Genomic DNA, 21,830 nt, shown 5'->3' with positions numbered 1-21,830 from the left:
GAAGTACTTTGGATGGGGATAGCTGTTTCTTTGGTTACTTTCTTTGCAGCAGCAAAGAAAGTGACTGCCGCCCCGCACAGGGGCAACGCTAATAGACCACTAAGAAAACGGGATCCGGCGAAACGAAACGAAACGAAACGAAACGAAACGAAGCGAAGCGAAACGAAACAAATCGAAAAGCCCCCACGGGCGAGGCCCGAAAAAACCAACCTCACCCGCAGGAAGCAACGAAAACCTCAAGCCGCCTTCAACAACCCGTGCGGGTCGAGCACAAACTTCCTCGGTGCTCCACCATCAAACGCCCGATACCCTTCCGGCGCCTCGTCGAGCGAAACGACCGTCACATTCACGATATCCGCGATCGGCAACCGATCCCACAAAATCGCCTGCATCAAATTGCGGTTGTACTTCATGACAGGTGTCTGCCCGGTATGGAACGAATGCGACTTCGCCCAGCCGAGGCCAAACCGGATGCTCAAACTACCCTTCCTCGCCGCAGCATCGGCCGCCCCCGGATCATCCGTCACATAAAGACCCGGAATACCGATCGCGCCCGCAGCCTTGGTGATCTCCATCAACGAGTTGAGCACCGTCGCGGGCGCTTCGTGACCGCTGTCCGTGCCGTGGCCGTGCGCCTCGAATCCCACGCAATCGACCGCGCAGTCCACTTCGGGCTTGCCAAGAATCTGCTCGATCTGCTCGCCGAGCGTCGCGTCCTTCGACAGGTTGATCGTCTCGAAGCCCATCGCGCGCGCGTGCGCAAGGCGCGCCTCGTTCATGTCGCCGACGATCGTGCACGCCGCGCCCAGCAGCCGCGCCGATGCCGCCGCCGCCATGCCCACCGGCCCCGCGCCCGCGATATACACCGTCGAGCCCGGTCCCACACCTGCCATCACCGCGCCGTGATAACCCGTCGGAAGAATGTCGGAGAGACAGGTGAGATCGCGGATCTTCGACATTGCCTGCGCCTTGTCGGGAAACTTCAGCAGATTGAAGTCGGCGTACGGCACCATCACATACTCAGCCTGGCCGCCGATCCAACCGCCCATATCCACATAGCCGTACGCGCCGCCCGCGCGCGACGGGTTCACGTTCAGGCACACGCCCGTATGCTGCGACTTGCACGTCGGACAACGCCCGCACGCGACGTTGAACGGCACCGAGACGAGATCGCCGATAGACAGCGTCTCGACATCGCGGCCCACTTCGATCACCTCGCCCGTGATCTCATGGCCGAGCACGAGGCCGACCTCCGCAGTCGTGCGGCCACGCACCATGTGCTGGTCCGAACCGCAAATGTTGGTGCTGACTACTTTCAAAATGACGCCATGGCCGATCGCGCGGCCGCGTGGATCGACCATCTTCGGATAGTCGATGGATTGCACTTCGACCTTGCCCTGCCCCAGATAAACGACGCCGCGATTGCTGCTCATTGATCGTCTCCTTGTTTCGTGGACGGCACGCGCGACAAACCCGCCGCACTCGTTTGGGTCATCGCGCCCGTGCAACGAGGGTAGCGCCGCCGCGAGCCTGTGACCGTGACTCAATGCGACGCGCGTTTGACTGAAACCGACATCGCGACCCGAAAGCCTTTCGACCCGGTTTTTATTGATTGACCGTTCAAAATAAAAAACCTAGTATCGGCTCGATCCAAGATACGCAAAGTTCAAGACAGAGCCGCCATGCCCAAGCTCGGAATGCGCGAAATCCGCCGCGCGCAACTCATCGACGCCACGCTGCACACCATCGACCAGTCCGGACTCGCGGGCGCGACGCTCGCTTCGGTCGCGCAGCGCGCGAGCACGTCGACGGGTATCGTGAGCCATTACTTCGGCGACAAGGACGGCCTGCTCGAAGCCACGATGCGGCACGTGCTGCGCTCGCTGTGGCAAGGCACGTCGCGCCGCCGCAAGGCCGCGAAAGCGGACCCGCGCGCGAAACTGCGCGCGGTCGTCGCCGCGAATTTCGACGTCGAACAGGTGAACGGGCCCGTGATGAAGACGTGGCTCGCGTTCTGGTCGGAAAGCATGCACAAGCCCGAGTTGCGGCGGCTGCAGCGCGTGAATACGCGGCGTCTGCATTCCAACCTGTGCGCCGATTTCTCCAGAGCATTGACGAAGCCCGCCGCGCGCCGTGCCGCAAGCGGCCTCGCCGCGCTGATCGACGGCCTCTGGCTGCGCGGCGCGCTCGCGGGCGAACCGTTCGACACGAAGGGCGCGCTGCGCCTCGCTTATGAATACATCGACCTCGTGCTGGACGCGCGCGGCTGATCGCACACATTTAAAGGAGCGCAACATGTCCGCATTCGGAGAACAACGGCTTTATATCGGCGGCGAATACGTCGATGCGACGAGCGGCGAAACCTTCGACACGCTCGATCCCGCCACGGGCGAAACGCTCGCGCGCGTGCAGCAGGCGTCGCAGGCGGATATCGATCGCGCGGTGCGATCGGCGCGCGAAGGGCAGCGCGAATGGGCCGCGATGACCGCGATGCAGCGCTCGCGCATCCTGCGGCGCGCGGTCGATCTGCTTCGCGCGCGCAACGACGAACTCGCCGCGATGGAAACGCGCGATACCGGCAAGCCGATCGCGGAGACGCGCGCCGTCGATATCGTCACGGGCGCGGATGTCATCGAGTATTACGCCGGGCTCGCGACCGCCATCGAAGGCGGTCAGATTCCGCTGCGCGAATCGTCGTTCGTTTATACGCGGCGCGAGCCGCTCGGCGTGTGCGCGGGCATCGGCGCGTGGAACTACCCGATTCAGATCGCATGCTGGAAGTCCGCGCCCGCGCTCGCGGCGGGCAACGCGATGATCTTCAAGCCGAGCGAAGTCACGCCCCTGACCGCGCTGAAGCTCGCGGAGATCTATAGCGAAGCGGGCGTGCCCGCCGGCGTCTTCAACGTCGTGCAGGGCGACGGACGCGTCGGCGCGATGCTCGCCGATCATGCGGGCATCGAGAAGATATCGTTCACGGGCGGCGTCGAGACCGGCAAGAAAGTGATGGCGCGCGCGGGCGGATCGACGCTCAAGGAAGTGACGATGGAGCTCGGTGGCAAGTCGCCGCTCATCGTGTTCGACGATGCCAACCTCGAACGCGCCGCCGATATCGCCATGAGCGCGAACTTCTTCAGTTCCGGGCAAGTGTGCACGAACGGCACGCGCGTATTCGTCGAGCGCGGCGTCATCGACAAGTTCGAAGCGTTGGTGATGGAACGTGTGAAGCGCGTACGCATCGGCGCACCCGACGATCCGCGAACCAACTTCGGGCCGCTCGTGAGCGCGGCGCAGTTGCAGAAAGTGCTCGGCTTCATCGAAAGCGGCAAGCGCGAAGGCGCGCGGCTCGTGGCGGGCGGCGCGCGCATCACCGATGGCGCATTCGCGCGCGGCCAGTATGTCGAGCCGACGGTGTTCGCCGATTGCCGCGACGACATGCGCATCGTGCGTGAAGAGATATTCGGTCCGGTCATGAGCATTCTCGCGTTCGATGACGAAGACGAAGTCATCGCGCGCGCCAACGATACCGACTATGGCCTCGCTGCGGGCGTCGTGACGGAGAACCTGTCGCGCGCGCATCGCGTGATTCATCGGCTCGAAGCGGGCATTTGCTGGATCAATACGTGGGGCGAATCGCCGGCAGAAATGCCCGTGGGCGGCTACAAGCAATCGGGCATCGGGCGCGAGAACGGCATCGTCACGCTGAACGCTTACACGCGCATCAAGTCCGTGCAGGTCGAGCTCGGCCCCTATCAGCCCGTGTTTTGAGGAGCATTGCGATGAGCGCGAACGAATACGACTACATCATCGTCGGCGCGGGATCGGCGGGCAACGTGCTCGCGTCGCGCCTCACGGAGGACGAAGACATCACGGTGCTGCTGCTCGAAGCGGGCGGGCCGGATTATCGCTTCGACTTTCGCACGCAGATGCCCGCGGCGCTGGCTTTCCCGCTGCAGGGGCGGCGCTATAACTGGGCGTATGAAACCGAGCCCGAGCCGCATATGAACAACCGGCGCATGGAATGCGGGCGCGGCAAGGGGCTCGGCGGTTCGTCGCTGATCAACGGCATGTGCTATATCCGCGGCAATGCGCTCGATTACGACAACTGGGCGTCGATGCAGGGTCTCGATAACTGGAGCTATCGCGACTGTCTGCCGTATTTTCGCAAGGCGGAGACGCGCGATATTGGCGCGAACGCGTATCACGGCGGCGACGGTCCCGTGCATGTGACGACGAGCAAGCCGGGCAACAATCCGCTCTTCGCGGCGATGGTCGAGGCCGGCGTGCAGGCGGGCTATCCGCGCACCGAAGATTTGAACGGCTATCAGCAGGAAGGCTTCGGCCCGATGGATCGCACCGTCACGGCGAAGGGACGGCGCGCAAGCACCGCGCGTGGCTATCTCGATCGCGCGAAGCATCGCGGCAATCTCACGATAGTCACGCATGCAACTACCGACCGCGTGTTGTTCTCGGGCAAGCGTGCGATTGGCGTGGCGTATCTGCATGGCGGGCAACGCGTCATCGCGCATGTGCGGCGCGAGGTGCTCGTGTGCAGCGGCGCGATTGCGTCGCCGCAATTGCTGCAGCGTTCGGGCGTGGGGCGGCCGGACTGGCTGAAGGCGCTGGAGATTCCCGTCGTTCACGATCTGCCGGGCGTCGGTGAGAATTTACAGGATCACCTCGAGATGTACATGCAGTACGAATGCAAGGAGCCGGTGTCGCTGTATCCGGCGTTGCAATGGTGGAATCAGCCTGCAATCGGGCTCGAATGGATGTTGAACGGGACGGGCATCGGCGCGAGCAATCAGTTCGAAGCGGGCGGCTTCATCCGCACGCGCGACGACGATCTCTGGCCGAACATCCAGTATCACTTCCTGCCGGTCGCGATCAATTACAACGGATCGAACCCGATCAGGATGCATGGGTTCCAGGCGCATGTCGGCTCGATGCGTTCGCCGAGCCGCGGGCGCGTGAAGCTCAAGTCACGCGATCCGAACGCGCATCCGAGCATTCTTTTCAACTACATGGCCGATCCGCTCGACTGGCGCGAGTTTCGCGACGCGATCCGCATCACGCGGGAGATCATGCGGCAGCCTGCTTTGGAGCGGTATCGCGGACGCGAGCTTCATCCTTCCGATGATCTGACGAGCGATGCTGAACTCGATGCGTTCGTGAGAGCGAAGGCGGAGACGGCTTTTCATCCTTCGTGTTCCTGCAAGATGGGCTATGACGATATGGCTGTCGTCGATGGCGAAGGGCGCGTGCATGGGATGGAAGGCTTGCGCGTCGTCGATGCCTCGATCATGCCGCAGATCACGACCGGCAATCTCAATGCGCCGACGATCATGCTGGCGGAGAAGATCGCGGATCGGATTCGCGGGCGGGAGGCGTTGGGGCGGGTCGATACGCCTTACTTTGTGGCGGGGGGGAAGCGGGCGCGAGAGTCGGCCTGGAAGTTAGGCGAGTCGTTGCAGACCGTCAGGAAGGAGGTTTTGAATTTGCGTTGAGGCGTGAAGACGGAGGAAGCGCGAGGGTGGCAATCACCCTCGCTCCGAACAAAAAAAAACCGCGCAAAGCGCGGCTTTAAAATCGCCCTACTCATACCACCTGCAAACTCACTCCCTGGCCAAAGCCAGCACTACACTCCCTTCCTGCTCTGTTCCCTGCCCTTCCACTATCGCGCCCGCGTCACGCATCGAAGCGCGAGCGCGCTGCAGCCGCGATGCGCATCAACGCGTCCACGCTCAATCGCGCCGCAATAGCCTTCACATAATCGTGATGCCGCGCTTCGAGCGGCGCATCGAGATACTGCGCGTGCAAATAGCGAATCAGCGCGATGCGGCGATGCTTCAACGCAATGCTCCGGTCGAGCAGCGCGAGCGCCGCGCCCGCATCGTGCTTCTTGAATGCTCGTTCGGAAAGCTGCGCGGCAACGTCGCGTGACGCGTTCATCGCTCAGTCGCGTGAAGCGCCGTGGCCTTCAAACGCCACGCATCGTAATCCGCGCGTCGCCAGTCGAGCTCGAGCCCAAGACGCCGCGTGCCCTCGCGGATCTTCGGCTTGTGCAGCGTCAGCGTGAGCGCATCGAGCGCGGGCCATTCGTCGAACGACAGCGCCGCGATTTCGATCGCGAGCGTTTCGAGCAGACGCGTGTGCGGCTTCGTTTCGAGAAACGCACTCACGCGATTGCACCACGCTTCGTAATCGATCAGGCCATCGCTCGATTCATGCGGCATCTCGCGATAGCGCAGGCTCGCATCGATGCAAACCGGCTGCGGCCCCTCATGCTCATGCTCGTACAGGCCGACGCGCGTCTTCACGATGAGTTCATCGACGACGACACGCCAGCCCTGCCCGCCCGCATTGAACACGCCAAGCGGCTCGAACGGCTTCATGACAGCAGCGGCTCGGCGGCGTCGAGCATCATCTTCACGAAGTAATCGGCGAAGCTGCGGCGAATGACGAGCTCATAGCGATCGCCGCCCAGCGGCACGATGGTCATCGATGCCTTGAAGAAGTGGCTCTGCGCGCACTGGCCTTCGCCGAAGAGCTTCGGATGCAGATCGAGCGGACAGCCGCGCGAGAGCACTTCGCGCGTCTTCGGGCCGTCGATGTCGAGCACCGTGTAGCCGCTGCCGATATCCACCGCCGCCGAGAACTGGCCGACGAACGCATCGCGCAGCTTCGCTTCGAGCGGCGCGGGACGCGCTGCGTCGTGTGCCGTGTCGGACTGCACGAGCCATTCATCGGGACCGAGCCACAGCATCGTGTAGCCGTTGCCGCGCGCGATGGTGTTCGCCTTCTCGGGCGGCGCGCAGCCGATCACGCTCTGAATCGACTTCACGAAAGCGGGATCGCGCGTATCGCCGCGCACGTTCACGAGTTCGAGGAACGGACGCTCGATGAGACGAAACGCCTTCGGCGAACCGCTCTGATGCACTTTCATCAATGCATCGGTGCCTACGAGGGGCGACTCCTGCCAGGTGCCACTGAGGCCTTGTCCGCTGATGGCACGGTCGACGACCGTCGCGGATGCCCTGATCTCATTCAACATGCTGACGTGCTCCTTCGCTATCGTAGAACACCGAACTGGTGATTTTTGCAGTGATGCGCTTGCCGTTCGCAAGCGGAATCAGAACCGATTCGCCCATCTTGTCGAGACCGCCCTTCACGACGGCCAGCGCGATCGAGCGCTTCAAAATAGGGCTGTAATAGCTTGACGTAACGTGACCGAGCATCGGCGCGGTATCGCCCTGGAACGGACCCGCGACGATCTGCGAGCCTTCCGGCAGCACGTACTGCGGATCGTCCGTCAGCAGGCCGACGAACTGCTTGCGCCCCTGCTTGGCCGTATCCGAGCGCGTGAGCGACCGCTTGCCGATGAAGTCCTTCGACTTCGCGATGAGTCCGCCCATGCCGAGGTCGTAAGGCGTCATCGAGCCGTCCGTATCCTGGCCGACGATGATGTAGCCCTTCTCCGCGCGCAGCACGTGCATCGTTTCCGTGCCGTACGGCGTGATGTCGAACTCCGCGCCCGCTTCCATCAGCGCTTCCCACACCGCGCGGCCTACGTTGGCCGGCACGTTCACTTCATACGCGAGCTCGCCCGAGAAGCTGATGCGCATCACACGCGCCGCTGCGCCCGCTACCGTGCCGTCGCGATAGCTCATGAACGGGAACGCCGCGTTAGCGAAGTCGATGTCCTGACATACCTTCTGCAGCACCTTGCGGCTGTTCGGGCCGACGACCGCGAAGGTCGCCCAATGGTCCGTCACCGATGCGAGACGCACGCGCATGTCGGGCCATTCGGTTTGCAGCCAGCGCTCGAGCCACGTCAGCACGCGCGCCGCGCCGCCGGTGGTCGTCGTCATCATGTAGTGCTGTTCGCCGAGGCGCACCGTTACGCCGTCGTCGAAGATCATGCCGTTTTCGTCGAGCATCAGGCCATAGCGGCACTTGCCGACTTCGAGCTTGCTCCACGGATTCGTGTACATCCAGTTGAGCAGCTTCGCCGAATCCGGGCCTTGAATGTCGATCTTGCCGAGCGTCGATGCATCGAGAATGCCGACGCTCTGACGCACCGCGAGCGACTCGCGCGCAACGGCCGCGTGCATGTCCTCGCCCGGCTTCGGGAAGTACCAAGGACGCTTCCAGTTGCCGACGTCCTCGAACAGCGCGCCGTTCTCGACGTGCCATTCGTGAACCGCGGTCTTGCGCACCGGATCGAGGAACTCGCCGAGTTCGCGGCCCGCGAACGTGCCGAACGTGACAGGGGTGTAATTCGGGCGGAACGTCGTCGTGCCGGTCTCGGGGATCGTCTTGCCCAGCGCGCCCGCGAGAATCGCCATGCCGTTGATGTTGCCGAGCTTGCCCTGATCCGTGCCGAAGCCCATCGCCGTATAGCGCTTCACGTGCTCGACGGATTCGAAGCCTTCACGCGCCGCCAGATAAATATCCGCCGCCGACACATCGTTCTGGAAATCGACGAACTGCTTCGGACCGCGCGTCGCCATGTCCTTGTTGCCGACGATCCACAGCGGCATCATCGGCGCTTCGACGATTTCCGCCACTTTCAGCGCAGCCGGCTTCACGACGATATGACCCGCCGCGCGCGCCGCTTCCGCGCCCGCTTCTGCTCCGAAGCGAAGGCCGCGCGCCAGCGAGAACTCGCCTGCGCACGCGCCGACGCTGCTCTCGAGTTGCAGCGCCTTGCCGGGAACGAAGCACGCTTTCTCGTCGTGCCAGTGCGCCTTGCCGCCCGACTGTGCGAACAGGTGCAGCACCGGGCTCCAGCCGCCCGACAACGCGACCAGATCGCACGGCAGTTCCGACTGCTTCTGGCCGACCTGGCCCTTCGCATACGATGCGACTTCCACCGACGCGACGCGCAGCTTGCCGCGCGCAACGGTGACCACCGCGTTGTTCATCACGCGCACGCCCTGGCGGCGCGCCGCTGCGGGCAATGCGCCTTTCGATTCGGCCGGACGCGGATCGACGACGGTCACTTCGGCGCCTGCCGCCTTCAGATCGAGCGCGCACTGGTACGCGTCGTCGTTGTTCGTGAACACGACGGCGTTGCGGCCCGGCAGCACCGCATAGCGATGCAGATACGTCGACACCGCCGACGCCAGCATGATGCCCGGCAGATCGTTGTTGCCGAACACGATCGGACGCTCGTGCGCGCCGGTCGCGAGAATCACGCGCTTCGCGCGCACTTTCCACATCAGTTCGCGCGTGCCGCTGCGGCGCGAAACCGGCAGATGTTCCGTCAGACGCTGCGTGATCGTGACGAGGTTGTGATCCTGATAGCCGAACGCCGTGCTGCGCGAAAGAATCTTCACGTCGGGCATCTTGCGCAGTTCGGCTTCGACCTTCTGCACCCATTCCAGCGCGGGCTTGCCGTCGATGTCCGCGCGGCACGACAGCAACGAGCCGCCGAGTTCGCGCTGATCGTCGACGAGAATCACGCGCGCACCCGACAGGCCGGCCGCATGCGCCGCCGCGAGACCCGAAGGTCCGCCGCCGACCACGAGCACGTCGCAATGCGCGAAGCACTTGTCGTAGCGGTCCGCATCGAGATGCTTCGGCGCTTCGCCGAGGCCCGCCGCATCGCGGATGACTTCTTCGTACTTCGGCCACAGCTTGCGCGGCCACATGAACGTCTTGTAGTAGAAGCCCGCGGGAATGAAGCGCGCGATCTTCTGGTTGACCGCCATGCGATCGTTCTCGATGTTCGGCTTCGCGTTCACGCTCTTCGCGACGAGGCCCTGATACAGCTCGACTTCCGTCGCGCGTGCATTCGGCACGGTGTATGCGCCGGTTTCGAGCTGCACGACTGCGTTCGGCTCTTCGACGCCCGCCGTGATGATGCCGCGCGGACGGTGATACTTCCAGCTACGCGCGACGAAGCGCTCGCCGTTGGCCAGCAGAGCGGACGCGAGCGTGTCGCCTTCGAAGCCCTGATAGGTCTTGCCGTTGAACGTGAAGGTCACGGGAATCGCGCGATTGATGCGCCCGCCCATGCCGAGTCGGTCTTTCTGGCTCATTTCGACGTGCCTCCGTTGTTGTCCATCACAGCCAGCGGACGGTCGAACGTCTCGTAGCCTTGAATCTCATAGGTCACCGTATCGCGCTGCACCTTGAACCAGCGGCGGCAGCCTTGCGTGTGCATCCATTGCTCGCGATGCACGCCGCGTGGGTTCTTGCGCATGAAGAGGTATTCGCCCCACTCGCGGTCGGAGAGCTTTTCGGTTTCGAGCGGGCGCGCGATATCCGCTTCGCCGCCGCAAGAGAATTCGGTTTCGGCGCGCGGCCCGCACCAGGGGCATTCGATCAGCAGCATGTTTCTTTCCTTGTGCGAGTGCGTATTAGTGAGCCACGGCAGCAGCGCCGTGTTCGTCGATCAGATGACCGGTATAGAAGCGATCCAGCGAGAAAGGCGCATTCAACGGATGCGGCTCGTCCTTCGCGATCGTATGTGCGTAGGCGAAGCCCGAACCCGGCGTCGCCTTGAAGCCGCCCGTGCCCCAGCCGCAATTGAAGTAGAGACCCTTCACGTCGGTCTTGGAGATGATCGGGCATGCGTCCGGCGAGACATCGACGATACCGCCCCACTGACGATTCATACGCACGCGCGAGAACACCGGGAACATCTCGACGATCGCTTCCAGCGTGCCTTCGATGATGTGGAAGCTGCCGCGCTGCCCGAAGCCCGTGTATTGATCGACGCCCGCGCCGATCACGAGATCGCCCTTGTCGGACTGGCTGATGTACGCGTGCACCGCGTTCGACATGATCACCGTGTTCACGACCGGCTTGATCGGCTCGGACACGAGCGCCTGCAGCGGATGGCTTTCGATCGGCAGGCTGATGCCGGCCATGTCGGCGAGCGTCGTCGTGTTGCCCGCCGCGACGATCGCGACCTTCTTCGCCTTGATGAAGCCCTTGGTCGTATCGACGCCCGTCACCTGGTTGCCATCGCGTCGAATGCCGACGACCTGGCAGTTCTGGATGATGTCCACGCCCGCGCGATCCGCGCCGCGCGCGAAGCCCCAGGCCACCGCATCGTGACGCGCCACGCCGCCGCGACGCTGAATCGACGCGCCCAGCACCGGATAGCGGCTGTTGAGGTTGATCGTCGGCTCGATTTCCTTGATCTGCTGCGGCGTGAGGAACTCGGCATCGACGCCATTGAGACGGTTCGCGTTCACGCGACGTTCCGTATCACGCACGTCCTGCAGATTGTGCGCGAGGTTCATCACGCCGCGCTGCGAGAACATCACGTTGTAGTTGAGATCTTGCGAGAGCCCTTCCCACAGCTTCATCGCCTTCTCGTACAGCGCGGCCGATTCGTCCCACAGATAGTTCGAACGCACGATCGTCGTGTTGCGCGCGGTGTTGCCGCCGCCGATCCATCCCTTCTCGAGGATCGCGACGTTCGTGATGCCGTGTTCTTTCGCGAGGTAGTAAGCGGTCGCGAGACCATGGCCGCCGCCGCCGACGATCACCACGTCGTACTCGCGCTTCGGCTCGGGACTTCGCCACTGGCGTTCCCAGTTCTCGTGATACGACATGCCGTTGCGCAGCAGGCTGAATATCGAGTAGCGGCTCATGGGTGTTTCCTTTGGTGCAGGGTTTATGCGTTGGGCTGATCAGCATTCGATGACGTTGACGGCGAGACCACCGCGCGACGTCTCCTTGTATTTCGTCTTCATATCGGCGCCGGTTTCGCGCATCGTCTTGATGACCGAATCGAGCGACACGTAGTGCGTGCCATCGCCCTTCATCGCCATGCGCGCCGCGTTGATCGCCTTGATCGCGCCCATCGCGTTGCGCTCGATGCACGGAATCTGCACGAGCCCGCCGACGGGGTCGCAGGTCATGCCGAGGTTGTGCTCCATGCCGATTTCCGCGGCGTTTTCCACTTGCGCGGGCGTGCCGCCCATCACCGCGGCGAGCGCGGCGGCGGCCATCGAGCACGCGACGCCCACTTCGCCCTGGCAGCCGACTTCAGCGCCGGAAATCGAAGCGGTTTCCTTGTAGATGATGCCGATGGCCGCGGCCGTCAGCATGAAGCGCACGATGCCTTCGTCGTTCGCGCCGTGCATGAACTTCACGTAGTAGTGCAGCACGGCGGGGATCACGCCGGCGGCGCCGTTGGTCGGCGCGGTGACGACGCGGCCGCCCGCGGCGTTTTCTTCGTTGACGGCCATCGCGTAGAGATTGACCCAGTCGAGCATCGACAGCGGATCGCGCAGCGACTCTTCGGAACGCGAACGCAGTTGCAGAGCCAGATCGGCTGCGCGGCGTTTCACGTGCATCGGGCCGGGGAGTTCGCCGCGTTCCTTGCAGCCGCGCTCGACACATGCGGCCATCACACGCCACACCGCCAGCATGCCTTCGCGCACTTCGGCTTCGCTGCGACTCGCGCATTCGTTCTGCATCGTCACTTCGGCGATAGACAGACCTGTCTCCTTGCAGACGCGCATCAGGTCGTCGCCGGTGCGAAACGGATGCGGCACGGTGCCCCCCGCGCGCAGGCCGTTCACGCGATCGCCTTCGCGATTCACGACGAAACCGCCGCCGATCGAGTAATACTCCTTCTCGACGAGCAACTGGCCGTTTTCGTCGAACGCCTGAAAGCGCATGCCGTTCGGATGCACGATGCTCGATCCCGGCGCGCCGGGCATCAGCTTGCGATAGAAGCCGATATGCTCGCGCTCCTCGAACACGACTTCGTGCTTGCCGAGCAGCTTCAGGCGCTTGCTCGCGCGGATTTCCGCGAGACGCGGCGCGATCACGTCCGGATCGATGAGGTCGGGCAGATTGCCTTCGAGGCCGAGCAGCACGGCCTTGTCGGTGCCGTGACCCTTGCCGGTTGCGCCGAGCGAGCCGAACAGTTCGGCGCGCACGCGGGTGACGAAGGCGAGCAGATTGGCGTCCTCGATATGCGACGCAAAACGGCACGCCGCGATCATCGGCCCGACGGTGTGCGAGCTGGAGGGTCCGATGCCGATCTTGAACAGATCGAAGACGCTGACGTTCATTGGCGTGTCCTTGGGTTAAGCGAGCGATTTCGGTATGGCGCTCATTGCACCAAACCCTAAAAAGACTCGATAGAACAAAAACGCCGTCGAAATGGGATAGCGGCGCCAGCGGCCTTTTTCGCGTGACGCGGGCGGCGCTTTTACGAGGTTTTCGACGTCCGGAAGCAAGTCGGCAGACGATTCGAGGTCCGCGAGATGACGCGCACGCGCGTAACAGGCCATTTCGCATTCGGCGCGTTCTTGCGCATCTTCGTTGCACTTCCCCGGTTTTTGAGACTGGTCCGAAGCGTCGGAAGAACCCGCATCGGTATATTCCCTAGGTCTCCAAATGCGCCGGGCCTAAGGGTTTCGGAGCACGCCTTTCTCTTCCGGTTCGAATCAATGGAATCTCACGCCTTAACCGACCAGTTCTTCAAATCCTGGGTGCTCTCTTTCCTCATCGCCGCCGCTGTGGTCGGCGCGCTCGAGGCCATGGATCTGCTCGCGATCGACCGCGTGCTGACACGTCAGGCGCCGGTCTGGGCCGCGCTGATGCTGCTCTGCTCGATCGGTCCCGTGCTGCGCTACTTCGGCGTGTTGAAGGCCGAAGTCGAACAGCGCTGGGGCGATTACACCATCGCGAGCGTGCTCGGCCGCTCGACGGGCGCCCTCATCGGCAGCGCGTTCGCGTGGGCGTTCGCCGTGCTCGGCGGCTGAAGCGCTTCCTGCTTCATCCGTTCGGCATTCACGCGGCCGGCGTCACGCGACGCCGGCCGCGTTCTTTCTGATGCACGCCCGAGGCGCACGGCCGAGTGTTATGCTCGATGGATAACATCCAGCCGCATGTCGCCCGCATGAACGCCGCCGAGTCCCTTCCTCCGTCTTCCGTCGACGGTCAATCGAAATCACGCATCCGCTTCGGCATCGTCCTGCTGCCGAACTTCACGCTGACCGCGTTCTCCGGTTTTGTCGATCTCTTGCGCCTGTCCGCCGACGAAGGCGACTACAGCCGCCCGGTGCGCTGCTCATGGAGCGTGATCGGCGAGACGCTCGCGCCGGTGCGCGCGAGCTGCGGCATCCAGATCACGCCGTGGGAAACCTTCGATCAGGCCGAGCCGTTCGATTACGTCGTGGTAGTCGGCGGCCTGCTGCATTCCGGCGCCGCCGCCAGCGACGCGACGCTGCAGTTCATCCGCCGCGCCGCCGCATCGAACGCGACGATCGTCGGCATGTGCACGGGCGTGTTCTCGCTGATGCGCGCGGGCGTGCTCGAAGGGCATCGCATCTGCGTGAGCTGGTTCCACTACTGGGATTTCGTGGAGCGCTTCCCGCATGCCGATGAACAGTCGCTCGTCGCGGACCGGCTCTTCGTGATCGACAGAAGGCGCATCACGTGTTCGGGCGGGCGCGCATCGATCGACGTCGCCGCCGCCATTCTTCTGCGTCACTTCGAAACCGCGACGGTGCAAAAGGCGCTGCGCATCCTGCTCGTCGACGACATGCAGAAGGGCAACGCGCCGCAGCCGCATCCGCCGGGTCTCGCGCCCGCGACGCATCCGAAGGTGAAACGGGCGATCCTGCTGATGGAGCAGCACGTCGGGCGCTCGCTCACGCTCGATGAGCTCGCGCACAAGCTCGATCTGTCGACACGGCAGCTCGAACGTCTTTTCAAGGCGGAAACCGGCAAGGCGCCGCAGGCATACGCGAAGCAGGTGCGTCTGCGCACGGCCGCGTGGCTTTTGACGAGCTCGGACAAGACCGTGGCGGATATCGCGTCGAGCTGCGGCTTCTCCGATGCATCGCATCTGGGCCGCGAGTTCCGCAAGCAGTTCGGTGTGCCGCCGATGATGTATCGCGAGCAGGGCGGCGCGCAGGATGCGCAGGAAGCGAATCAGGCAATGGACTACGACGAAGTATTTCCGGGCCGCGCCCAGGCGATCTAGTTTTTATCCGCTCCACGTTTTCCGCGGCTCATCAAACCAAGGAGGAACGGCATGCAGACTCACGGGTATTCGCAGGACGAATGGAAGGTGCGTTGCGATCTGGCGGCGCTTTATCGCGTGATCGGGCATTTCCGCTGGACGGACATGATCTTCACGCACATCAGCGCGCGCGTGCCGGGAGCGGAACATCACTTCCTGATCAACCGCTACGGCGTGCTGTTCGATGAAATGCGCGCGTCGGATCTCGTGCTCATCGATCAGGAGGGACGTCCGGTCGCGGCGGGTGCAAGCGACGATCCGGAGCGGTATCGCGTCAATCCGGCGGGCTTCACGATTCACTCGGCCGTGCATATGGCGCGTCCCGACGTGATGTGCGTCGTGCATACGCATACGGCGGCGGGCGCGGCGGTATCGGCGCAGAAGCAGGGCTTGTTGCCGATCAGCCAGCATGCGTTGAAGTACTACGGGCATCTCGCGTATCACGATTATGAAGGGATCGCGCTCGATCTTGCGGAGCGGGATCGGCTCGTCAATGACCTCGGATCGCATAACGCGATGATCTTGAAAAATCACGGTCTGCTGACTTGCGGAAAATCGATTCCCGAGGCGTTTCAGGAAATGTATTTTCTGGAAAGAGCGTGCGAGATTCAGCTTCGCGCGTTGGCGGGGAATGCGGAATTGAATCTGCCGTCGCGGAAAGTTTGTGAATTGACCGCGGAGCAATATCGGCGGGATGAAATGGACGGGATTATGGCGTTGCAGTGGGAAGCAGCGTTGAGGATGATCGAGGGCGGCGCGAGAACGGATTATCGGAGTTAGGGGCGGGTTACCGCCGTTGATACGTCGGAACACGTAGTTTTGTCAGGCAATGCCTTCAAGTATTTGATTGAAGGCATTGTTGTTTTACAGAAAGCCATCCACATCAAAACCGGTTGCGGCTAATGTTGCGTTCTTGACTTTCAGGTCATGCTCACGGACATTTCCAATGCCGATACGCTGCGAATTCACCTTGAATGGCAGAGAAACATCGACGCTCGTATGTTCTGGATACGGTACAGTCGAGGCTTTCTCCGGACATATGCGCGGTCGCGATAATCCTGATGCGGTGGCGTCGAAGGGAATCGGGCCGATCCCGAAAGGCACGTATTACATCGTAGACCGTCAGTCGGGCGGCATGCTCGGAGCGGTGTATGACGCGCTCGCGCCTCACCTTGGGTCGACTGACATGACGAAGTGGTTCACGCTCTGGAATCCCAATACCGGAGACGTCACTAACATACAGGGCGTCACGCGCGGTAACTTCCGACTGCATCCTGTCGGTGATCGAGAGCGGAGTGAGGGGTGTATTACCCTTGTGAATCCCGCCGAGTTCGAGTTTTTGCAGCGCTTCATTCGCCGCTCTCCGCCGGCGCTCCCACTGCCCGGTACGACGCTGCTCAGAGCCTATGGAACGGTTATCGTGAAATGAAGCGCAATAAGCTACCGACGGTCGTTCGCGCCTCTTCTTTGGTCATCGCGTCAATTCTGATCGGTGCCGCGATGACGCGCTTTATCCTGCTTGAATCAGGCATGATGTCTTACTGGACGGCCTCACTCCTTCGCTCCGTGCTCGAAGCGCTCCGCGTCGAGGAACCTATTGGCATAGAGGTTCTCATGAACGCCGATCTCCTCGTTACGCTGTTGATCTGCTGGCTCGTCGCTGCGCTCATCATGTTTGCTGCTGCCCGTTTCACTCGAAACGTCGTCACCTCTGCATGGTCATTTCCAACCTTGATCGTATGCACCTTTTCCGGTGCCTACATCGTGGCAGGATGGCTCAAGACCGCCCTGCTTGCACCTGCGTCGTACATCGAACCGGATGACTTCAGAGTGCCGTACCACGCGACCATGATCCTGTCTTGCTGGGCCGGCATGCTGGCCGCTGCGCTTGCTTTGCTCTTTATCATTCGACGGCTTCATGCGCGCTGGTGCAGTGATGCCGATAACGTTTGAAGGCACGCGCGCACGAGACACGCGAAACACGCGCGCCCACGCACTCAATTCGCCCCCGCCACATAAGCCTTCACCGCCGGCAACCCATCCTTCCCATCGAACGTTTTCACGCCCGCGAGCCATTTATCCAGCACGGCCGGATTCTGCTTCAGCCACTCGCGCGCCGCCTTGTTCGCGTCGGTCTTGTTCATGATCGGCAGCATCACGTGGTTCTCGATATCCGTCGTGAACTGCAAGTTCGACACGAGCTTCGCGACATTCGGGCAGCGCGTGTCGTAGTCGGTCGGCGTGACCGTCAACACTTTCGCTTCGCCGTAGTTGGGCCCGAACACGTCATCGCCGCCGGCGAGATAGTCGATCTTCATCTGCACGTTCATCGGATGCGGTTCCCAGCCGAGGAACACGATAGGCTTCTTCTCGCGAATCGCGCGATTCACCTCCACGAGCATGCCCGCCTCGCTCGATTCCACCAGCTTGAACTTGCCGAGCCCATACATATTGCTGTCGATCATCTTCTTGATGAGCGCATTGCCGTCATTGCCCGGCTCGATGCCGTAGATCTTGCCGTCTAGCTTGTCGTAGTTCTTCGCGATGTCGTTGAAAGTCTTGATCCCCGCCTGATACGCATAGTCCGGCACCGCGAGCGTGTACTTCGCGCCCGTCAGGTTCGGCGTCGGCAGGATTTTCACCTGATTCGCCTTCCTGAACGAATCGATCATCGGGTCCATCGTCGGCGACCAGTAGCCGAGGAACACGTCGATCTGCTTGCTCTTCACGCCCGCGAACGTGATCGGCACCGAAGCGATCGTCTTCGTCGGGTTGTAGCCTAGACCCTGAAGAACGGTCGATGCCAGTCCGGTCGTCGCGGCGATATCCGTCCAGCCGACATCCGCGAAGCGCACGTTTTTGCACGCAGCCGGCTCGGCGGCATTCGCCACGCATACACCCGACAGCATCGCCGCAGCCATCGACGCGATCCACAAGCGTTTCATGTATCTCTCTCCCAGGTTCTTTTAAGCACGGCACGGCCCGCGCGCGCGGCTCATGAAAGCCGGCGCGGACCAGAAAAAAGATGAGTAACGCGCTAAGCGGACAAACGCCGCTCCACGCTCGGTGCATGCCCGAACTGCGCGCGATACGCCTTGCTGAAATGGCAAGGCGAGTGGAAACCGCAGATGCTCGTCACACGCGCGATCGATGCATCGGTATTGCGCAGGAGCTCGCGTGCGCGCCGCAGACGCAGCGTCAGGTAGTAATGCGTCGGCGACACGTTGAGGAACATCTTGAACATGCGCTGCAGATGCCGCTGCGACAGATGCACGAGCCGCGCGAGCTCGTCGAGCGACAAGGGCTCTTCGATGTTCGCCTCCATCAGCCGCACCACTTCGACGAGTTCCGCGCGCGAGAAACCGACACGCGCATCGACGGGAATGTGCTGATAATCCGTCGATCCGCGTATGCGCTCGACGATGAACTGCTCTGACACCTGCGCCGCATGCGCCTGCCCGAGCCGCATGCCGACGAGATTGAGCATCAGGTCGAGCGGCGCGGTGCCGCCGGTGCAAGTCATGCGGTCGCGATCGATCACGAAGAGCTCGTCCGCGAAACGCACATGCGGAAAGCGCTTGTTGACCGGCGACATATCCTCCCAGTGCAGCGTGCAGCGATAACCGTCCAGCAGCTTCGCCGCGAGCAGGGCATACGGCCCGGTGCAGATGCCGCCCAGCGGAATGCCCGCCTCGTGCGCGCGCTGCAGCAGCGCGATCACCTTGTCGTCGACAAAATCGGCGACATGCCAGCCCGCGCACACGATCAGCACGTCCGGCATGCCCGCTTCGTCGAGCGTCACCGTCGGCTTCACGGTGATGCCGTTGCTCGCTCGCGCGGGCTCGCCGTCCGGCGTGATGATCGACCACCGGTAGTGCTGCGCGCGGCCCACGTAATTGGCCATGCGCAGCACCTCGACCGCGCTCGTGAACGCGATCATCGAGAAGTTCGGCAGCGTGAGGAAGCCGAAGTGCGCGAGATTGGACAACGGTGAATCCGTAACCGCCGGGACGATCGCGTCGCGCTTCATGCCTGAGCCTCTTTTAGCCTTGTTGCGCCGCCGGTGCGCGGCGTACCTTCATCACGCTCTTGAGACCCGAGAACAGCGGGGCGCGAGCCATGCCGGGCGAACGTCCGAAGCTTTCGGTGATGCGGTCCAGAATGATCGCCAGCAACACCACCGACAAGCCGCTCTCGAAGCCGAGGCCGATATCCAGACGCTGAATCGATGCGAGCACGTCGTTGCCGAGACCGCCCGCGCCGACCATCGACGCGATGATGACCATCGACAGCGCCATCATGATCGTCTGGTTCACGCCGGTCATGATCGAAGGCAGCGCGTTCGGAATCTGCACCTTGTAGAGCAACTGGAACGGCGTGCAGCCGAATGCCTGGCCCGCTTCCACGATCTCGCGGTTCACCTGCTTGATGCCGAGCGCGGTGAGACGCACGGCGGGCGGCATCGCGAAGATGACGGTGGCCAGGATCCCCGGCACGCGGCCCAGACCGAACAGCATCGCGGCAGGAATCAGGTAGACGAAGGCGGGCATCGTCTGCATCAGGTCGAGCACGGGGCGCACGGCCATCTCGACATACTTGCTCTTCGACGTCCAGATGCCGAGCGGGATGCCGAGCAACAGGCTGATGATCGTCGACGACAACGTGAGGCCCAGCGTGATGACCATCTGATCCCAGAAGTTCGTCGCGTAGATCAGCAATAGCGAAGCCAGCACGAACGCCGCGAATCGCCAGCCGACGCGCCATAAGCCGATACCGACGAAGATCGCGATCAGCGCCCACATCGGGATGGCCTGCAGGCCGTGCTCGACCGCCGCGGCGAAGGTTTCGATGACCTTGCCGATCGAGTCGAAGGTTTTCGCGTCGTGATCGAGGAGATAGTGGACGCCGTGGTCCACCCAACTGCCAAGCGGAATGATTTCAGACATGGGAACCTCGATGGTGCGTAAGAACCTTCAGGACATTGGCCTTGTTGATCGAGCCGCAGTACGAACCGTCAGCATCGACGACGGGCAGCGGCGCCGGACTCGCCACCACGCGATTCACGACGTCGTCGAGCGCCATGCTGCGCTGGATGCATTCGATGGGATTGATCTGCGGCACCGCGTTGCCGCTCACATCGCGTCCGACGAAGCCGCGGATGCGGCGCTGGCCGTCGAGCACGAACGCGTAGTCGGCGCTGCCGTTGAGTGTCGCCGCGACGCTCGAGGCGTCGATCTGCGGCGAGTGCTTGATGAGCGGCACGTCGTCCGTCTGCATGAGATCGCCGGCCGTCAGATAGCGGCTCGTGTCGATGCCTTCGAAGAAAGCTTCCACGTAGTCGTCGGCCGGATTCGTGATGATTTCCTGCGGCGTGCCGATCTGCACGACGCGGCCGCCTTCCATGATCGCGATGCGCGTGCCGATGCGCATCGCTTCTTCCAGATCGTGCGACACGAAGAGAATCGTGCGGCGCTGCTCGCGCTGGAGATCGAGCAGCACGTTCTGCATTTCCTTGCGCTTCAGCGGATCGAGCGCGGAGAACGCTTCGTCCATGATCATCAGCGAAGGATTGACCGCGAGTGCCCGCGCGAGACCCACGCGCTGCTGCATGCCGCCCGATAGTTGCGAAGGCAACTTTTGGGCGAACGGCGCGAGGCCGACCTGTTCGAGCACGGTCATCGCGCGCGCTTCGCGCTCCTTCTTGCCGACGCCCGCGACCTCGAGGCCGAATGCGGCGTTGGAAAGAACCGTGCGCTGCGGCATCAGCGCGAAAGACTGAAACACCATGCTCATGTCTTTGCGGCGCAGCGCCGTCAGTTCCGAGCGCCGCACGGCGGCCACGTCGCGGCCGTCGATCAGCACCTTGCCGGCGGTCGGTTCGACCAGCCGGTTGATGAGCCGGATCAGCGTGGATTTGCCCGAGCCCGACAGGCCCATGAGCACGAAAATCTCGCCTTCCTTGACATCGAAGGAGACGTTATGTACGCCGACAATCTGTCCGGTGCGCTTGAAGACTTCTTCCTTCGTCGCGCCGCCGGCCAACATGTCCAACGCCTGTTTGGGACTGTTGCCGAACACCTTGCACAGTCCTTCGACTACCACCTTGGGGGAATTCATCGAATATCTCCTTGCGTGGGCGGAACGTGCGTCCGCGCTGTGCATACATAGTTGCTAGAAAAAAGTCCTGTCAGCCGACTATTTGCGACAACCACATGTGGAAATACGACACTGGAATAAGGGCCTTTGCGCGCGTCCATAGCCGGAGCCTTGCTGGATAAGGCTTTGCGGCCGGCAGAAATGGAAAACCCGAGGTTTTTGGCGTGTCGCCTGAGTACAAGTCCGAATGCTTTTTTCGATGCAGGCGGCTTGCGAAAAAGGTGTCAGAAAGACGAAAGGAAGAGGTACTGCGTCGCGCGCGCGAAGCGCGGAGGGATGATATGTCTGATTCGATGCCGAATCGAGATCAAGAACCGCTAGAAAAACTACAGAACAACGAGAAACTGGCGGGCGGGTCGTACGGCGTTTGCCGTCGTGTGTTGCTGGTATTGTGTTTCCCGCGCCGCCGTCAGCCGCGCATTACAGGCGGAAGCCGAAAGCCGTGCCGCGGGCCTTGCGCTGACGCTCGGATTCGCGGAAACGCGCTTGATACGAGTAATCGCTGTCCATCGGCAGGTGCGGCGACTCGAACAGCGAGGCAAATTTTTGCAGCAGGGCGAAGAGGTAGCTCATGACTGACTCCGGTAAGTGATAGAGGGTTTTCCCTTAGAACGAATTATAGGGTTAGCCCTGAGCGATTTCTAGTGCAATGCAACATTTCTCGCGAAGA

Annotated in this window: 21 protein-coding genes; 8 read left to right on the top strand and 13 right to left on the bottom strand. The window is 62.5% G+C overall.

The features are described from left to right. Nucleotides 1–236: 236 nt before the first annotated feature. Entirely contained in the window at nt 237–1,433 is a 1,197-nt protein-coding gene (gene fdhA / locus AWB78_RS14160; RefSeq protein ID WP_062605216.1) for a formaldehyde dehydrogenase, glutathione-independent, read from the bottom strand. Between the two features lie 249 nt (nt 1,434–1,682). Here fdhA and betI point away from each other — a divergent pair, with 249 nt between their 5' ends. Genes betI through betA form a run of 3 tightly spaced genes read left to right on the top strand, consistent with a single transcriptional unit; the run spans nt 1,683 to nt 5,504 of the window. Further along, a complete protein-coding gene (gene betI / locus AWB78_RS14155) occupies nt 1,683–2,270 on the top strand; it encodes a transcriptional regulator BetI (protein WP_062605215.1) in 588 nt (195 codons plus the stop codon). A gap of 25 nt (nt 2,271–2,295) precedes the next feature. Next, nucleotides 2,296–3,765, top strand: a complete 1,470-nt coding sequence (gene betB / locus AWB78_RS14150; RefSeq protein WP_062605214.1) for a betaine-aldehyde dehydrogenase — start codon at nt 2,296–2,298, stop codon at nt 3,763–3,765. A gap of 11 nt (nt 3,766–3,776) precedes the next feature. After that, nucleotides 3,777–5,504, top strand: coding sequence for a choline dehydrogenase (gene betA / locus AWB78_RS14145; protein ID WP_062605213.1), 1,728 nt, complete (start codon nt 3,777–3,779; stop codon nt 5,502–5,504). Nucleotides 5,505–5,685: 181 nt separating this feature from the next. Here the strand turns inward: betA and AWB78_RS14140 are convergent, their stop codons facing one another. Genes AWB78_RS14140 through AWB78_RS14110 form a run of 7 tightly spaced genes read right to left on the bottom strand, consistent with a single transcriptional unit; the run spans nt 5,686 to nt 13,043 of the window. Beyond that, nucleotides 5,686–5,949, bottom strand: a complete 264-nt coding sequence (locus AWB78_RS14140; protein WP_062605212.1) for a hypothetical protein — start codon at nt 5,947–5,949, stop codon at nt 5,686–5,688. Beyond that, a complete protein-coding gene (locus tag AWB78_RS14135; protein ID WP_062605211.1) occupies nt 5,946–6,392 on the bottom strand; it encodes a dihydroneopterin aldolase in 447 nt (148 codons plus the stop codon). Before AWB78_RS14135 ends, AWB78_RS14140 begins: the two co-directional genes overlap by 4 nt. Beyond that, nucleotides 6,389–7,051 (bottom strand): sarcosine oxidase subunit gamma, encoded by a 663-nt coding sequence (locus tag AWB78_RS14130; protein WP_062605210.1) that lies wholly within the window; start codon nt 7,049–7,051, stop codon nt 6,389–6,391. Before AWB78_RS14130 ends, AWB78_RS14135 begins: the two co-directional genes overlap by 4 nt. Beyond that, entirely contained in the window at nt 7,041–10,043 is a 3,003-nt protein-coding gene (locus tag AWB78_RS14125; RefSeq protein WP_062605209.1) for a sarcosine oxidase subunit alpha family protein, read from the bottom strand. Before AWB78_RS14125 ends, AWB78_RS14130 begins: the two co-directional genes overlap by 11 nt. Continuing rightward, on the bottom strand, nt 10,040–10,339 hold the full coding sequence (locus tag AWB78_RS14120; protein ID WP_062605208.1) for a sarcosine oxidase subunit delta: 300 nt from the start codon (nt 10,337–10,339) through the stop codon (nt 10,040–10,042). The genes AWB78_RS14125 and AWB78_RS14120 overlap by 4 nt, the downstream gene beginning before the upstream one ends. 25 nt (nt 10,340–10,364) lie before the next feature. After that, nucleotides 10,365–11,609 (bottom strand): sarcosine oxidase subunit beta family protein, encoded by a 1,245-nt coding sequence (locus AWB78_RS14115; protein WP_062605207.1) that lies wholly within the window; start codon nt 11,607–11,609, stop codon nt 10,365–10,367. 39 nt (nt 11,610–11,648) lie between these two features. After that, the gene (locus tag AWB78_RS14110; protein WP_062605206.1) at nt 11,649–13,043 is read right to left on the bottom strand and encodes an L-serine ammonia-lyase; all 1,395 of its coding nucleotides are present in this window, start codon (nt 13,041–13,043) and stop codon (nt 11,649–11,651) included. Between the two features lie 381 nt (nt 13,044–13,424). On the opposite strand from AWB78_RS14110, the gene AWB78_RS14100 reads away from it, so the two are divergent. The 5 genes from AWB78_RS14100 (at nt 13,425) to AWB78_RS14080 (ending at nt 16,957) form a co-directional block, all read left to right on the top strand. Further along, nucleotides 13,425–13,739, top strand: a complete 315-nt coding sequence (locus AWB78_RS14100; RefSeq protein WP_062605204.1) for a hypothetical protein — start codon at nt 13,425–13,427, stop codon at nt 13,737–13,739. A 137-nt stretch (nt 13,740–13,876) separates the two neighbouring features. Then, nucleotides 13,877–14,965: a GlxA family transcriptional regulator gene (locus tag AWB78_RS14095; RefSeq protein WP_062605229.1), complete on the top strand. Its 1,089-nt coding sequence runs from the start codon at nt 13,877–13,879 to the stop codon at nt 14,963–14,965. Between the two features lie 51 nt (nt 14,966–15,016). Then, nucleotides 15,017–15,784, top strand: coding sequence for a class II aldolase/adducin family protein (locus AWB78_RS14090; RefSeq protein WP_062605203.1), 768 nt, complete (start codon nt 15,017–15,019; stop codon nt 15,782–15,784). Between the two features lie 166 nt (nt 15,785–15,950). Then, complete coding sequence (locus AWB78_RS14085) at nt 15,951–16,433, top strand: DUF2778 domain-containing protein (protein WP_062605202.1); 483 nt, start codon at nt 15,951–15,953, stop codon at nt 16,431–16,433. Next, complete coding sequence (locus tag AWB78_RS14080) at nt 16,430–16,957, top strand: hypothetical protein (RefSeq protein ID WP_062605201.1); 528 nt, start codon at nt 16,430–16,432, stop codon at nt 16,955–16,957. The genes AWB78_RS14085 and AWB78_RS14080 overlap by 4 nt, the downstream gene beginning before the upstream one ends. Nucleotides 16,958–17,001: 44 nt before the next feature. Here the strand turns inward: AWB78_RS14080 and AWB78_RS14075 are convergent, their stop codons facing one another. From AWB78_RS14075 to AWB78_RS47615, 5 genes are all read right to left on the bottom strand, one after another. Beyond that, nucleotides 17,002–17,949: a choline ABC transporter substrate-binding protein gene (locus AWB78_RS14075; RefSeq protein WP_062605200.1), complete on the bottom strand. Its 948-nt coding sequence runs from the start codon at nt 17,947–17,949 to the stop codon at nt 17,002–17,004. 92 nt (nt 17,950–18,041) lie between these two features. Next, the gene (locus AWB78_RS14070; RefSeq protein WP_062605199.1) at nt 18,042–19,034 is read right to left on the bottom strand and encodes a GlxA family transcriptional regulator; all 993 of its coding nucleotides are present in this window, start codon (nt 19,032–19,034) and stop codon (nt 18,042–18,044) included. Nucleotides 19,035–19,047: 13 nt separating this feature from the next. Further along, nucleotides 19,048–19,950, bottom strand: a complete 903-nt coding sequence (gene choW, locus AWB78_RS14065) for a choline ABC transporter permease subunit (protein ID WP_062605198.1) — start codon at nt 19,948–19,950, stop codon at nt 19,048–19,050. Further along, nucleotides 19,943–21,121: a quaternary amine ABC transporter ATP-binding protein gene (locus AWB78_RS14060; RefSeq protein WP_062605197.1), complete on the bottom strand. Its 1,179-nt coding sequence runs from the start codon at nt 21,119–21,121 to the stop codon at nt 19,943–19,945. The genes choW and AWB78_RS14060 overlap by 8 nt, the downstream gene beginning before the upstream one ends. A 459-nt stretch (nt 21,122–21,580) precedes the next feature. Next, nucleotides 21,581–21,733, bottom strand: coding sequence for a hypothetical protein (locus AWB78_RS47615; protein ID WP_198399269.1), 153 nt, complete (start codon nt 21,731–21,733; stop codon nt 21,581–21,583). Nucleotides 21,734–21,830: the final 97 nt, after the last annotated feature.

Origin of the sequence: Caballeronia calidae (assembly GCF_900044055.2) — a bacterium.
In the GTDB taxonomy this organism is placed as follows: Bacteria; Pseudomonadota; Gammaproteobacteria; order Burkholderiales; family Burkholderiaceae; genus Caballeronia; species Caballeronia calidae.
This window is presented reverse-complemented; position numbering and strand designations above follow the sequence as displayed.

What these genes read in the sequence shown, in the direction of transcription:
- fdhA (WP_062605216.1), bottom strand. Translation starts at nt 1,433, where the DNA reads ATGAGCAGCAATCGCGGCGTCGTTTATCTGGGGCAGGGCAAGGTCGAA.
- betI (WP_062605215.1), top strand. Translation starts at nt 1,683, where the DNA reads ATGCCCAAGCTCGGAATGCGCGAAATCCGCCGCGCGCAACTCATCGAC.
- betB (WP_062605214.1), top strand. Translation starts at nt 2,296, where the DNA reads ATGTCCGCATTCGGAGAACAACGGCTTTATATCGGCGGCGAATACGTC.
- betA (WP_062605213.1), top strand. Translation starts at nt 3,777, where the DNA reads ATGAGCGCGAACGAATACGACTACATCATCGTCGGCGCGGGATCGGCG.
- AWB78_RS14140 (WP_062605212.1), bottom strand. Translation starts at nt 5,949, where the DNA reads ATGAACGCGTCACGCGACGTTGCCGCGCAGCTTTCCGAACGAGCATTC.
- AWB78_RS14135 (WP_062605211.1), bottom strand. Translation starts at nt 6,392, where the DNA reads ATGAAGCCGTTCGAGCCGCTTGGCGTGTTCAATGCGGGCGGGCAGGGC.
- AWB78_RS14130 (WP_062605210.1), bottom strand. Translation starts at nt 7,051, where the DNA reads ATGTTGAATGAGATCAGGGCATCCGCGACGGTCGTCGACCGTGCCATC.
- AWB78_RS14125 (WP_062605209.1), bottom strand. Translation starts at nt 10,043, where the DNA reads ATGAGCCAGAAAGACCGACTCGGCATGGGCGGGCGCATCAATCGCGCG.
- AWB78_RS14120 (WP_062605208.1), bottom strand. Translation starts at nt 10,339, where the DNA reads ATGCTGCTGATCGAATGCCCCTGGTGCGGGCCGCGCGCCGAAACCGAA.
- AWB78_RS14115 (WP_062605207.1), bottom strand. Translation starts at nt 11,609, where the DNA reads ATGAGCCGCTACTCGATATTCAGCCTGCTGCGCAACGGCATGTCGTAT.
- AWB78_RS14110 (WP_062605206.1), bottom strand. Translation starts at nt 13,043, where the DNA reads ATGAACGTCAGCGTCTTCGATCTGTTCAAGATCGGCATCGGACCCTCC.
- AWB78_RS14100 (WP_062605204.1), top strand. Translation starts at nt 13,425, where the DNA reads ATGGAATCTCACGCCTTAACCGACCAGTTCTTCAAATCCTGGGTGCTC.
- AWB78_RS14095 (WP_062605229.1), top strand. Translation starts at nt 13,877, where the DNA reads ATGAACGCCGCCGAGTCCCTTCCTCCGTCTTCCGTCGACGGTCAATCG.
- AWB78_RS14090 (WP_062605203.1), top strand. Translation starts at nt 15,017, where the DNA reads ATGCAGACTCACGGGTATTCGCAGGACGAATGGAAGGTGCGTTGCGAT.
- AWB78_RS14085 (WP_062605202.1), top strand. Translation starts at nt 15,951, where the DNA reads ATGCCGATACGCTGCGAATTCACCTTGAATGGCAGAGAAACATCGACG.
- AWB78_RS14080 (WP_062605201.1), top strand. Translation starts at nt 16,430, where the DNA reads ATGAAGCGCAATAAGCTACCGACGGTCGTTCGCGCCTCTTCTTTGGTC.
- AWB78_RS14075 (WP_062605200.1), bottom strand. Translation starts at nt 17,949, where the DNA reads ATGAAACGCTTGTGGATCGCGTCGATGGCTGCGGCGATGCTGTCGGGT.
- AWB78_RS14070 (WP_062605199.1), bottom strand. Translation starts at nt 19,034, where the DNA reads ATGAAGCGCGACGCGATCGTCCCGGCGGTTACGGATTCACCGTTGTCC.
- choW (WP_062605198.1), bottom strand. Translation starts at nt 19,950, where the DNA reads ATGTCTGAAATCATTCCGCTTGGCAGTTGGGTGGACCACGGCGTCCAC.
- AWB78_RS14060 (WP_062605197.1), bottom strand. Translation starts at nt 21,121, where the DNA reads ATGAATTCCCCCAAGGTGGTAGTCGAAGGACTGTGCAAGGTGTTCGGC.
- AWB78_RS47615 (WP_198399269.1), bottom strand. Translation starts at nt 21,733, where the DNA reads ATGAGCTACCTCTTCGCCCTGCTGCAAAAATTTGCCTCGCTGTTCGAG.